The following is a 13376-nucleotide window of genomic DNA, read 5'->3' as shown; positions in this document are numbered from 1 at the left end:
GTCGCGACATTACGCCGAGAGCCTTGCCCCATCGTTGTTCCCCGTGAGGAGACCGTTCCTTGAGTGTGGTCCTGTTCCGCCGCCCGGCGCGTCGGCGCGGCCCTGAAATGCCCGACGGCGAGCTGAAGCTGCAGGAACCTCCCACGCTGCCCGAAGTGGTTCCGGACAGTTCCGCCATCTGGACCTATCTGCCCATGGCACTCATGTCGGTGTCCATGATGCTGATGTTCATGAGACCGGGCATGAGCGGCGGCGGCAGCAGCCACTTCATGTACCTGGCGATGGGGCTGATGGTGCTGTCCTCGGCGGCCATGATGCTCGGCCAGATGATGCGCAAGACGAGCGAGCGCAAACAGCGTCTGAAGGGTGAGCGCCGCGACTACCTGCGCTATCTCACCCAGATCCGGCGCAAGGTCCGCGCCGCCGTGACCGATCAGCAGAAGGCGCTGGCGTGGCGGCACCCGCCGCCCTCGGCCCTGTGGTCGCTGGCGGGCACCACCCGGCTGTGGGAACGCCGTCCGCAGGACGAGGACTTCGGCGAGATCCGGGTGGCCGTCGGGGAGCAGAAGCTGGGCCTGCGGCTGACGCCCACGGCGACCACCCCGGTCGAGGATCTGGAGCCGCTGACGGCGCACGCGCTGCGCAGCTTCATGCGGGCCTACTCCACCGTGCCCGAGCAGCCCATCGCCATCTATCTGCGGGCCTGGGCGCGGGTACTGTTCCGGGGTGACGAGGAGCGGATACGTTCCCTGGCCCGAGCGATCGTCGCCCAGCTGGCGACCTTCCACGCCCCGGACGACGTGTGGGTGGCGGTGTGCGTGTCGGACGAGCGGCGCGCGGACTGGGAGTGGGTGAAGTGGCTCCCCCACAACCTCCACCCCCAGGAGAACGACGGCGCGGGCCCGGCGAGGATGTTCGTCTCGGCCCTCAACGAGCTGGAGGACCTGCTCGGCGCGGAGTTCCTGGAACGGCCCTCGTTCGACCCGGACGCGTCGACCGGGCGTGACGAGCCGTTGACCGTGATCGTGGTGGACGGCGGCGCCGTCCCCGGTCGGCACCGGCTGGACGGGGCGGGCTTCCGCAACTGCGTCGTGCTCGACCTGACCGGCGCGCTCAGCTGGCGGCCCGGACGGGTCACCCTGCGCTTCGACGTCGACGAGGACTCCTTCGAGCTGGTCCGCACCGACCGCGAGCGCAAGGAGCAGACCACCCGGCTCGGCCGCCCCGACGACTTCGGGTCGGTCGGCGCAACGGCCCTGGCCAAGCGCATCGCCCCGTACCGGATGGGGATGGGCGGCGGTGACTCCGCGGAGCCGCTGTCCTCGGACGTCGAACTGACCACCCTGCTGGGCATCTCCGACCTGCACCACCATGACCCGGACACCCTGTGGAAGCAGGCCACCGGGTCCAACCGGCTCAAGGTGCCGATCGCGGTCGGTCCGGACGGCACCCCGGTGGAGCTGGACATCAAGGAGTCCGCGCAAGGCGGCACCGGGCCGCACGGCATGCTCATCGGAGCCACCGGATCCGGCAAGAGCGAGCTGCTGCGCACGCTGGTGCTGGCGCTGGCGCTGACCAACTCCTCGGAAACACTCAACTTCGTCCTGGTGGACTTCAAGGGTGGCGCCACCTTCCTCGGCCTGGACGAACTGCCCCACACCTCCGCGGTGATCACCAACCTCGCCGGGGAGGCCGCGCTGGTGGGCCGCATGCAGGACGCCCTGCACGGTGAGCTGATCCGCCGCCAGGAGCTGCTGCGCTCCGCCGGCAACTACACCTCCGCCCTGGACTACGAGAAGGCGCGGGCCTCGGGCACCCCGCTGGAGCCGCTGCCCAGCCTGTTCGTGATCGTCGACGAGTTCAGCGAACTGCTCGCCGCGCACCGCGAGTTCATGGAGCTGTTCGTGATGATCGGACGGCTCGGGCGCAGCCTCGGCGTCCATCTGCTGCTCGCCTCGCAGCGGCTGGACGAGGGGCGGATGCACCAGCTGGAGAGCCATCTGTCGTACCGCGTCGGGCTGCGCACCTTCTCCGCCATGGAGAGCCGCGGTGTGCTCGGTGTGCCCGACGCCTACCAGCTGCCGCCGCAGCCTGGCAGCGGCTACCTCAAGTCGGGTGTGGAGGCGCTGACCCGGTTCCGCGCCGCGTACGTCTCCGGCCCGTACCAGCAACGGCGCAGCCGGGCCAACCAGGCCCGGGTGGCCAGCCAGACGGTGCCGTGGACGGCGGCGTACGTGGTGCCCCGCCAGCTCCCCGACGTACCCGAGCCCGAGCCGGAGCCGGAGGAGGAGACCAGCGACACGCTGCTGTCGGTCGCCGTGGACCGGCTGCTGGGCGCCGGGCCCCCCGCCCACCAGGTGTGGCTGCCGCCGCTGGACCTGCCCGCGACGCTGGACCAGGTGCTGCCGCCGCTGACGCCCGATCCGGAGCTGGGGCTGACCACGGTCGGCTCGCCGATGCGCGGGCGCCTGACGGTGCCGATCGGCATCATCGACAAGCCCTTCGAGCAGCTGCGCGACCTGCTGACCATCGACCTGTCGGGGGTCGGCGGCCACCTCGCCATCGCGGGCGGTCCGCAGAGTGGGAAGAGCACCATGGTGCGCACCATCCTGACCGCGCTGGCCCTCACCCACACCCCGCGCGAAGTGCAGTTCTACTGCCTGGACTTCGGCGGTGGCACGCTGGCGCCGCTGGCCGAGCTGCCGCACACCGCCGGGGTCGCGGCGCGGCTGGACTCCGAGCGGGTGGGCCGTACGATCTCCGAGGTCACCTCGCTGCTGGCGGACCGCGAGCGGTTCTTCCTGACCCACGGCATCGACTCGATGGGCACGTACCGCCGCCGCCGAGCCGCGGGCGAGTTCGCGGACCAGCCGCACGGCGATGTGTTCCTGGTGATCGACGGCTGGTCCACGGTGCGCCAGGACTACGACCGCAACATCCAGACGTTCGCATCTATCGCCGCCCGCGGCCTGAACTACGGCATCCACCTCATCGTGACCACCGCCCGCTGGGTGGAGCTCACCGCGGCGGTGCGCGACCAGGCCGGTACCCATCTGGAGCTGCGGATGGGTGACGCCATGGACTCCGAGATCGACAACCGCCGCGCCGCCACCGTGCCGCGCATCCCGGGCCGCGGGCTCACCCGGGAGGGCAAGCTGCACTACCTCACCGCGCTCCCCCGCATCGACGGCATGGAGTCGGCCGAGGACCTGTCGGACGGGGTTTCCGGCCTGGTGTCGGCGATCAAGGAGAGCTGGCCGGGCCCGGCGGCCCCGCGGGTGCGGATGCTGCCGACGGAGCTGCCCGCCAAGCAGCTTCCCCCGGCCGGGGGCGACTTCCGGGTGCCGATCGGCGTGGAGGAGGAGCGGCTGTCGGTCGTCTGGCACGACTTCAGCGAGAGCCCGCACATGGTCGTGGTGGGCGACACCGAGTGCGGCAAGACCAACCTGCTGCGGCTGATGGCCAAGTCCATCATGGACCGGTACACCCCCGCCGAGGCGCAGATCGTGCTCGTGGACTACCGCCGTGACCTGGTGGAAGCGGTGCCGGAGGAGTACCGGCTGGGCCACGCGGTGTCCATGGGCGCGCTGAAGGACATGATCGACGGGACCGCCCGCGCCGTACAGAGCCGGGTGCCGGGCCCGGACATCGCCCCGGGCCGGATGAAGCAGGCCGACTGGTGGCCCGGGCCGCGGCTGTTCATCCTGATCGACGACTACGACATGCTGGGCGCCGGCATCGGCAACTCGCCGTTCGACCCGCTGCTCAACCACCTCGCCCTGGGCTGGGAGGTCGGGCTGCACATCATCGTCACCCGCTCCGCGTCCGGCGCCGGGCGCGGGCTGAACGAGATGCTCATGCGGCGGCTGCTGGAGGTCAACACGCCCGCCCTGCTGATGTCCTGCCCGCCGTCGGAGGGCTATCTGCTGGGCAACGTCAAGGGCCGGAACCTGAACCCCGGGCGGGCCGTCCGGGTCGCCCGCCGCAAGACCACTCAGGTCCAGACGGCGCTCGTGGACACGTCGACCACGGAATCCGGGCAAGGGAAGTAAAACCCGTCAACGACTCCGCCCCCGGTGCACGGCACCGGGGGCGGTTTCTGTTCTCGGCGAGGCATTCCGGCCGGGATATCCGTCGGAGTGCCGGCCGGGGTCCGGGCTGCCCGGTGGAAATCGGCGGAATATCCGGCCGCGAACATCTAGGGAAATCCCCAGAAGATATCTGGGGGAATCCCCAGAAATGCGCGGGGGAGATCGTGCGCGGGCCGGGTGTTCTCAGACCACCGGCCGGTCCTCCTGGCCCGCCGGGCGCCATCCCCGGGCCCGGCCTTGCGGGATCACCACCGCCGCGGCCCCCACCAGCAGCACCACTCCCCCGCCCGCGCCCGCGATCAGCAGCGCACGGTTGAGCGGCTGCGGGGAGGCGGCCGGGGGGATCTTCGCGGGCGCCGGACGGGGTGTGGCGCCCTGCCGGTCGGTGAGAACGGTGGTCAGCGCCGCGTACGGGTCCAGCCGCGGCGGGACCGCCGGGTAGGCCGCCGCGACCAGCTGGCGGGACACCTGGGCAGCGCTCATTTGCGGGTGCCGCGAACGCACCAGCGCCGCCGCCCCCGCAACATTCGCCGCCGCCAGCGAGGAGCCGGAGCCGATGAAGAGGCCGGAGCCGCTCGGACCGACGCTGACCGCCGCGTCCCCCGGCGCCGCCAGGTCGGCCCCCTGCTTATCCGGCGCGTTCTTGGGGCGGGTGCCGTCCGGGCCGTAGTCCATGACCGACAGCACCCCGGGCGCGGCCGCGGGCCAGTACCAGGGCGCGGGCTCGGCAGGCTGGTTGGTCTCCGGGTCGTCGGGCATCGCGTCCGGGGCGAACGGGGCGACCACCAGGGCGTCGTGCTGCGTCGCGTACGCCACCGCGGCGGTCAGCACGTCCTTGCCGGTGGGCACCGCGCGCCCCACGTAGACGACCTTCGCGCCGCCGTCGACCGCGGCCCGGATCCCGCTCGCCAGCTGCTCCGCCGCGGGGTTGCCGCGGGAGTCCGTACCGCGCACCGCGAGGATCCGAGCCGCGGGCGCCGCGCCCGCCACGCCCGAGCCCTTGCCGGGCGCTGCGGCGATCAGGCCGGCGGCGAAGCTGCCGTGCCCCACGCAGTCGGTGCCCGCGCCGCCGACCGCGGTGACCCGGCCGGTCAGGGCGGGGATGTCCGTACCGACACCGGTGTCCACCACCCCCACGGTCACGCCCTGGCCGTCCGCCAGCCGCCAGCTGCGGCTCAGGCCCAGCGCCTGCCGCGTCCACGGCTCGTCACGGGCCGTCTCGCCGGACGCCTTGGTGCACGGCGTGTCGGGCGCCAGGACGGACGGGATGACAGGCAGTTCGATGGAGTCCGCGGCGGCGGGGGGAGCCTGGGCGGCCACGGGCGCCGTGGTCATGAGGGCGGCGGCCACCGCCCGCGCCACCGTACGGCGATGAGAACGATCACGTCGCATGGCGCGCACAATACGCGCAGGACATCACCACGGGGTAACGTGCCTCGGGTAGGAACTGCCGTGCTTGCCCCGGACCTTGGGTCCGCGGCCGGTCGTCCGGACCGGCGCCGGAGACACCTGGATGAGGGTGTCGCGGTTCCCGTAGCCTTTCCGTCGCGTGCTCGACCCTCTCCCCCAGCTTCCGGCAGGCCCCGGGGTTCGGGCACCGAGGGTCGGCGGCGGCACCACATCGAGGAGGTCCCAGCGTGTCACGGCAGTTGCTCACGGTCGGTCCGGACCAGCCGGAGGGCTTCCGGACGATCGGCGAGGCCCTGGAGAAGGCGCGCGCGGGAGCGGTGATACGCGTCCGGCCCGGCCGTTACCGCGAGAACCTGACGGTCCGCACGCGCATCACCATCGCCGGTGACGGGGAGCGCGGCAGCGTGGAGATCTGCCCGCCCCGTGGCACCGCCGTGGTGCTCGTCGCGGACGCGGTGATGCTCACCGACCTGACCCTGCGTGGTGGCAACGAGGACCTGCCCGTGGTGGACGCGCCCCGGGGTCAGGTGGCCATGGACGGCTGCACCGTGGTGGGTTCGGGCTGGACGGCCGTCCTCGCCCGCGAGAACGGCTCGGTGGCCATCCGGGACTGCCGGATCTCCAACCCCGAGGGCGCCGGGGTCGTGGACACCGCGCCCACCGGCAGCGTGGTCGCCGACTCCGTCTTCGAGCACCTCGGCACCTCCGCCATCGTCCTCGGCGAGCAGGCCCGCACCACCGTCCGCGGCTGCCGGGTGCGTGACGCCCAGGGCAACGGCATCCTCGCCAACGGCGAGGCGCAGGGCCGGGTGGAGGACTGCGACGTGTCCGGCACCGAGAAGCCCTCCATCGCCCTCGAAGGCAAGTGCTCCACCCATGTGCTGCGCGCCCGTGTGCACGACACCTCGGTCGGCGTCTACGTCACCAGCAGCTCCCGGCCCACCCTCGAAGAGGTCACGGTCACCGACACCACCGGCCCCGGCATCGTCCTCTCCTCCGGTGCCGATCCGGAGCTGCTGCGCTGTATCACCTCCCGCACCAAGGGCAACGGACTCGCCGTCACCGAGCGCTCCCGGGGCACGTTCCAGGACTGTGAGTTCGACTCCGCGACCGCCCCCGCGATCCGGGTCATCGGCTCCAGCGCGCCGCTGCTCACCGGGACCACCGTGCGGGACTGCGCCGACAAGACCGCGTCCGTGCTGCTGGCCGAGGGATCCTCGGCGGAGTTCGACCGGCTGGAGGTGGCCGACGCCGCCGGGGTCGGCATCTCCATCCGCACCAACGCCAATCCGCTGCTGAGCCGGGCGCGGGTGGCCGACGCCCGCGGCCACGGCCTGGAGGTGGCCGAGGACGGCCGCGGGCGGCTGGAGGTGTGCACCGTCGAGAACGCGGAGGGCGCCGGCATCCGCATATCCGACGGCGGCGCCCCCGACATCCGCGACTGCGCGGTGCGCCGCACGACCCAGGCCGGGATCGCGGTCGGCTCCGGGGGCCGCGGTACCATCAGCGACTGCGAGGTCCGCTCCAGCGCCACCTCGGCCCTCCACGTCGAGGGCGGCGGCGAGTTGACCGCGCACCGCCTCCACCTGGCCGAGTCGGGCGCGCACGGCGTCCTGATCGCCGAGGGCGCCCGGGCCACGCTGGAGGCCTGCCAGGTCACCGGCAGCACCGGCGACGGCATCCGGGTCGACAGCGCCGAGAAGGTCGCGGTCACCGGCTGTACCACCCGGGACAACCGCGGCGCGGGACTCAAGCAGTCCCGCGCCAGCGACCGTCTCACCGTCGAGGGGCTGGACAGCAGCGGCAACGCCGCCGAGGACGCCTGGGGCGAGAGCGTCGGCGGAACCGGCGCCGAGACGGCCCCCGGCGGCGGGGCGAAGAAGCCGGAGGGCCCGCTGGAGGAGCTGGAGTCGCTCATCGGCCTGGCCGACGTCAAACACCAGGTCCGCACCCTGATCAACCTCAACCAGCTCGCCCAGCGCCGCGCCAGCCTCGGCATGCCCGCCCCGCCGATGAGCCGCCACCTGGTGTTCTCCGGCCCGCCCGGCACCGGCAAGACCACCGTCGCCCGGCTCTACGGCGGCATCCTCGCCGACCTCGGCGTCCTGCGCTCCGGCCATCTGGTGGAGGTCTCCCGGGCCGACCTCGTCGCCCAGATCATCGGCGGTACGGCCATCAAGACCACCGAGGCGTTCAACGAGGCGCTGGGCGGTGTGCTGTTCATCGACGAGGCGTACACCCTGCTCTCCGACGGCAAGGGCTCCGGTGCCGACTTCGGCCAGGAGGCCATCGACACCCTGCTGAAGCTCATGGAGGACCACCGCGACGACGTGGTCGTCATCGCCGCCGGATACACCGACCAGATGGCCGGCTTCCTCGGCTCCAACCCCGGTCTGGCCTCCCGGTTCACCCGCACCATCGAGTTCGCCAACTACTCGGTGGACGAGCTGGTCACCATCACCGAGTCCATGTGCGGGAGCCACCGGTACGAACTCGACCCGAGCACCCTGGACGCCCTCGGCCGCCTCTACGAGCGGATGCCGCGCGACTCCACGTTCGGCAACGGCCGTGCGGCGCGCCGGGTGTTCGAGGAGATGGTGGACCGGCAGGCGTTCCGCCTCGGGTCGATGGCCAACCCGGCCGAGGCGGACCTCACGCTGCTGCTGCCCGACGACGTCGCCGACGACGCGGCCGTCAGCGGCGCGGACGGCCCCCGCAACTCCAAGGACCTGCTGGCCGAGCTGGACGCGATGGTCGGCCTGGGCGCGGTCAAGCACGAGGTGACCGACCTGGTCAACCTGTTGCAGGCCACCCGGCAGCGACAGGCCGCGGGCCTGCCCACCCCGAAGATCAGCCACCACCTGATCTTCTCCGGCCCGCCCGGCACCGGTAAGACCACCGTGGCCCGGCTCTACGCGGACCTGCTGCACTCCCTCGGCGTGCTGAACACCGGTCAGCTGGTGGAGGTGGCCCGCGCCGATCTGGTCGGCCGCTACGTGGGACACACCGCGCAGCTCACCAAGGAGGTGTTCGAGCGCGCCTTCGGCGGGGTGCTGTTCATCGACGAGGCGTACACCCTCACCCCCGAGGGCGCGGGTTCCGACTTCGGCCAGGAAGCCGTCGACACCCTGCTGAAGCTCATGGAGGACCACCGTGACGAGGTCGTGGTCATCGCCGCCGGATACACCGAGGAGATGCGCCGCTTCCTGGCCTCCAACCCCGGTCTGGCCTCGCGCTTCAGCCGCACCGTCGAGTTCGAGCACTACAACTCGGAGGAGCTGGTCACCATCATGAGCAGCTACGCGGCCAACTCCGGCTACGACTGTTCCGAGGAGACTCTGACGGCGCTGCGCGCATACGTGGACCTCATCCCGCGCGACCGTTCCTTCGGCAACGCGCGCACCGCCCGCCAGCTGCTGGAGGCGATGATGACACGGCAGGCCCGGCGCATCGGCGCCATGGCGGCGCCCGGTCTGGAGGATCTGCGGCTGCTGCTGCCCGACGATCTGCCGGTGGGCTCCGCGCAACCCGCCGGCTGATCGGCGCCGCCGCTACGGGGAGGCCGTCTCCGCGGAGACGGCCTCCGTGTCCCGCACGAGGTCAGTGGCCAGGATGAACTCGTACAGGTCCTCGTGCGTCATCCCCCGGGCAGCGGCGTCGATCCTGGCGTTCCACTGCTCCACCAGGTCCAGGTGCTCGCGCCAGGCCGCTCGGTTGCGCATGATGTCGCGCCGGTAGGTGGCCAGGTCCATGGTGGCGAGGTTCCAGGAGTCCGGGCCGCCGCACAGCGTGTTCCTACGGATGCCCACCGAGCCCTGGTCGAGTGCGGCCGGGAAGGTGGCGCACCCCATCGGGCGGTGGACGTACGCGCCGCAACGGGCCTTGCCGGGGGCGATCTCCATCAGGAACACGCACCCCTTCGTATCCGGCCGGTGCAGGAGGTGGAGGTCGTACAGCGGACCGCCGGGCCGGAAGCGGAAGTCGCTGCTGTCCTCCTCCTTGCCCTCCTTGAGGTAGACGAACTCCCTGGGGTGGACGGCCATTCCGGACGCCAGCCTGCGGACGTCCGCGATGGTCACGTGGACGTTGTACTCCCGGCAGGCACCTGCCCCCGCAGTCGGCGCAGCCCGCCAGGTCGGGGTTTCGGCCTCCCCGGCCAGTGTGTTCCAGCGGGCCACCAGCTCGAACCAGTGGTCCCGGTCCGCGGTCCACTGACGCTCCGCCTCCGCCAGCTCCTCCTCGTCGAGCCGGTATCCGGCCCGCGCGCCCGCGTTGGCGTTCAGCTCCTGCGCGGTCGCGCACTTCCTGGCCGTCGGGCCGGACATACACACCGGATAGCCACCCGAGCAGGATCGCCGGGGGCGGTGGGACAACAGTCGGCGGAATCGACCCGGCCGCGCTCTAGGCATACCTGACGGCTGATTCCTCGGCCACGAACCCGATCCCACGCCGACGGCAGACCGGATCACGGTTGTGCGGCAGGAAGCAGGAGCAAAGCGGCCGTTCAGGAAAGCAGCCTGTGAGAGACGACGGCAAGGTCGCCGGTGATGGGCCGACCTCACGGTTGTGGTACAACCGCGGGCTTCAGGGCGTGACGTCAGGAGTCGTGCCGGAGAACAGGTCCGTCACGTCGACGGACACGTCGTTGAGCGGCACGTCGACCTGGAACAGCACCGGCCGTGCGTAGGTGCATTCCGCGGTGGCAACGCACGTCTTCTCGTCGACGTACGGGGTCCGTTCGAGACGGCTCAGGCCGGGCGATACGTCACGGATCGTGCCGGTTCCTAGGTTGCCAGGGAAAAAGTCGATCGAGTCGAGCACGGTCAGGTTCAGGGCATGCATGTTCAGGGCGACCTTGGTGTCGCTGTCCGACGTGGTCTTCGTCAGCGAGTACTTCCCGGCGATCTTCCGGCTGTCCGGAACGAAGGTCCCGTCGGGGAACTCCACCCCGCGATCCCTTGAACAGCAGCGCTCGTCTCGCCGGCCCGCCGGAACGTGGTGCGAGCCGCCTCGCCGCTGAGCTGAGTCCGCGTCAGCGATGGCTTGCCCGGGGTGAGGTAGGCGTCGTAGAGCTTCTTGGCCTCCGGCATGCTCCAGAGGCTGGTCCACAGGCTGATGACCCCCTTGCCATGAGCGGCCGCGCTCTTCGCGTCCTCAGTCGTGCCAAAGTCCGTGCACTGCGCGGGGTCCTGCGTGGGGAAGGTGTCGGCGGAAGTCGTGGCGTTCGCTGTGGCACCCGTGATACCCACCAGCGTGGCCGCAGCGAGGAGGGCCAGTGTGTTCAGCGATCTGTTTCTTAACATCATGCGAGTCCTTAACGACATGCGGATTCTTGCTTCCTACGCGTGTGGCGACCACGACCGCCTCCACCTGATCAACACCGATGGTGGACAGTCGCCCTGGCCAGGGCTCGTCAGCCACCGCCACTTGCACAATGGCGGCCACCCGCAACTCTCGGGCGACCACCGCCCTCTCCTCATCGGAGCCTGCAGGCCTAACGAGCTCGTGCACGGTTGGCAGTGAGACGTCGGGCTCGTGATCGTTGATCACGGTCGTGTGGTGGGGAACGCGATTCGTGCAGCGATCATCAATGACCGAAGGATCACGGGCCTGTCGGCCGAGGTGATCACTGAACTCGTGGCCGAGGTAGGCCCGTTGTGGCATGAACGGCACCAGGCCAGGCTGGCGTCCAGGCCGCGGAAGCGGGCCGGGGGCGCCGGAGCGAAGCACCGGCTGGTATTCGTCGACCGGCTCCTGGTCACGCTCGTTCATCTCCGCCACGGGGCCACGCATGACGTGCTGGCCTGCTGGTTCGGCGTGGACCGTTCCACCATCACCCGGGCCGTGGGTGAGGTGCGGCCCCTGCTCGCCGAGCGCGGGTGCACCATCAGCCCCGGCGTCCGGCTGCGGACCCTGGCGGATGTCGTCGACCACCTTGGTACGGGCGGGAAGACGGGAATCGTCGATGGCACCGAGATCCGGGTCCGTCGCCCGGCAGCCGGACGCAAGGACCGGGACACGTTCATCTCCGGCAAGAGTAAGCAGAACGCCGTCAAGGCCATGGTCGTCACCGACGCGGACGGCCGCCTCCTGTTCTGCAGCCCGACCCGACCGGGAAGCTGCGCGGACATCACCCACGCCCGCCAGTCGGGGCTGGTCAAGCTCCTGGCCGACAGGCCCGTGGTCGAAATCCTCGCGGATGCCGGCTACCAGGGGTTGGGCGCGCAGACCGGCGGACGGGTGGTGACGCCACCGCACCGCAAGTTCAAGAAGAACGCACCCGCCTGGTACGAGGAGATGCACGAGCGACAGCGCAAGGCACACTCCTCTCGACGTATCCGGGTCGAGCACAGCATCGCCCACCTGAAGAACTGGCGGGCCCTCGCCCGCCACCTCGGCCGCCGCGAGCACACGAGTGACACCGTCCAAGCGGTCGCCGCTCTGCTGTCCCACCAGCAGACCGCAGACCTGATCCCGGCACGGCGGACGTAAACACTGAGCCCCGCCGAAGCTCTCGACGTCTCACCGCCAACCGTGCACGAGCTCGTTAGGAGCGGTTCTCGGGACGGACTCGGCAATTTTCCCGGCGCATTCCAGGAAAGGGAAACGGCGGAGCACCCGGAACCGCGATGCTCCGCCGAGGCATTCAGCCCAGGGCCCGAAAGGGCCGCCGGAAGGGCTGATTACCAGGGGTACATAATGACTGCGTTACCTTCCTGCACGCAGTTGAAGCCGGTCAGGAGACCCGCCTGCGCCGCCCGGTTGCCGAGCGTCTGGCATTCCAGGAAGGAGTAGGTGACGTGCGGGGCGAGATGGGTCTCGGCAGAGGCCGGGCCTGCCGTCACGAGGGGCAGAGCAACGGCGGCCGTGGCAACCGCGGCTACGGCGAGCACCTTCCTGCGTATGGCCTTCTTCATAAGATTCTCCAGTCGACTTTGGTCGTGCATGGTCCATTAATGCGCCCCCGTTGACGACCGCACGGCAGCTGCCCTTCGCTCATCTCTTTGCAGCAGAATTCCGCTGCCTGCATTCTGGGCGACAGAGGCGACGCAAAGGACAGTATCAGCGCATAGTCATTGACCGGCCTGGAATTTTGCACCCGAAGAGTGCATTATTGACCGAATTACACCCACCCTTATCAGCCCCCTACACCAGCCTGACAGCGAAAAAACAAGAAAAAAGCAAAGAAATTCTGGCTTTTTGCAATCTAAATTCACTCGGCGCCGTCAGGTGCTGCGCGCGGACCAGGGGATCGCGGTGGCATTGAGCTAGTGCCCTGATCGGGAAGGTTCACCTGCTCAGCAGCGGTACCGTCTGTGCATGACTCAGCTTCCTTTCAGCGTGAACGCGCTGGTGGTACGTACCGACTTCTCCAGTGACGCCGCGTAGGATGCCCTCCGGACGGCGTTGTCCACCCCGAACGAGGACGACTTCCTAGCGAACGTCGAACTCGTCGACGACAGGCGATTCGCGGACCTGATGCCCGAGGACGCGTGGCGGAGTGGCTGTGGAGCGTCGAGAACAACCTGGCGATATCGAACATGGACTTCGAGGAGTTCGCCTCTGCCGTCGAGGACGACGGGGTTCTCCGAGGCTTTTGAGCCTCGGCCCGTCACACGCCGCTGCAACGGGGCGTCCTCCCCAGCGAATGCCCTTCTCGCTGCGGATACGGGCGCGTTCGCGGCGTTCCACGACGCACGCAGACTTCGGCGTCATCAACGAGTATCGCTATGCCGCTTGACCAGCAACGATGACTTTTCGAGCCCCACAGGTCTCGCAGACCGGGCAGCGACGGGCCATCTCGGACGTGACCTCGGTGGTTTCGGGGGCGTTGTCAGGAGACACGGGAGTTCACCCCGGCTCGGATGGCCTCGG

General features: G+C 70.2%; 8 protein-coding genes. 4 read left to right on the top strand and 4 right to left on the bottom strand.

All coding sequences use genetic code 11. The features are described 5' to 3' along the window. Positions 1–65 precede the first annotated feature (65 nt). Entirely contained in the window at positions 66–4052 is a 3987-nt protein-coding gene (eccCa, locus tag ACWC5C_RS20850; RefSeq protein WP_450877372.1) for a type VII secretion protein EccCa, read from the top strand. Positions 4053–4274: 222 nt separating this feature from the next. On the opposite strand, the gene ACWC5C_RS20845 is transcribed toward eccCa, so the two are convergent. Further along, positions 4275–5483: a S8 family serine peptidase gene (locus tag ACWC5C_RS20845; protein ID WP_450877262.1), complete on the bottom strand. Its 1209-nt coding sequence runs from the start codon at positions 5481–5483 to the stop codon at positions 4275–4277. A gap of 245 nt (positions 5484–5728) precedes the next feature. Between ACWC5C_RS20845 and ACWC5C_RS20840 the strand changes: the two genes are divergently transcribed. Then, positions 5729–9040, top strand: coding sequence for a right-handed parallel beta-helix repeat-containing protein (locus ACWC5C_RS20840; RefSeq protein WP_450877260.1), 3312 nt, complete (start codon positions 5729–5731; stop codon positions 9038–9040). A gap of 12 nt (positions 9041–9052) precedes the next feature. Here the strand turns inward: ACWC5C_RS20840 and ACWC5C_RS20835 are convergent, their stop codons facing one another. Beyond that, positions 9053–9826, bottom strand: coding sequence for a YkgJ family cysteine cluster protein (locus ACWC5C_RS20835; protein WP_450877258.1), 774 nt, complete (start codon positions 9824–9826; stop codon positions 9053–9055). A 259-nt stretch (positions 9827–10085) separates the two neighbouring features. Beyond that, positions 10086–10448, bottom strand: a complete 363-nt coding sequence (locus tag ACWC5C_RS20830; protein WP_450877256.1) for a hypothetical protein — start codon at positions 10446–10448, stop codon at positions 10086–10088. Positions 10449–11138: 690 nt separating this feature from the next. Here ACWC5C_RS20830 and ACWC5C_RS20825 point away from each other — a divergent pair. Next, positions 11139–11993 carry a transposase family protein gene (locus tag ACWC5C_RS20825; protein ID WP_450877254.1) on the top strand — a complete coding sequence of 285 codons (855 nt, stop codon included), beginning with the start codon at positions 11139–11141 and terminating at the stop codon, positions 11991–11993. A gap of 191 nt (positions 11994–12184) precedes the next feature. Here ACWC5C_RS20825 and ACWC5C_RS20820 read toward each other — a convergent pair whose 3' ends face one another. Continuing rightward, positions 12185–12418 carry a hypothetical protein gene (locus ACWC5C_RS20820; RefSeq protein ID WP_450877252.1) on the bottom strand — a complete coding sequence of 78 codons (234 nt, stop codon included), beginning with the start codon at positions 12416–12418 and terminating at the stop codon, positions 12185–12187. Positions 12419–12994: 576 nt separating this feature from the next. Between ACWC5C_RS20820 and ACWC5C_RS20815 the strand changes: the two genes are divergently transcribed. After that, on the top strand, positions 12995–13102 hold the full coding sequence (locus tag ACWC5C_RS20815) for a DUF6924 domain-containing protein (protein WP_450877250.1): 108 nt from the start codon (positions 12995–12997) through the stop codon (positions 13100–13102). The last annotated feature ends 274 nt before the right edge of the window (positions 13103–13376 follow it).

It is taken from the genome of Streptomyces sp. NPDC001700 (genome assembly GCF_053596435.1).
Note: the sequence above shows the minus strand (reverse complement) of the source record. Positions and strands in the feature narration are given on the sequence as shown.

Bases quoted from the DNA above. Each gene is read 5' to 3' on its own strand.
- ACWC5C_RS20845 (WP_450877262.1), bottom strand. From the start codon at position 5,483: ATGCGACGTGATCGTTCTCATCGCCGTACGGTGGCGCGGGCGGTGGCC.
- ACWC5C_RS20835 (WP_450877258.1), bottom strand. From the start codon at position 9,826: ATGTCCGGCCCGACGGCCAGGAAGTGCGCGACCGCGCAGGAGCTGAAC.
- ACWC5C_RS20820 (WP_450877252.1), bottom strand. From the start codon at position 12,418: ATGAAGAAGGCCATACGCAGGAAGGTGCTCGCCGTAGCCGCGGTTGCC.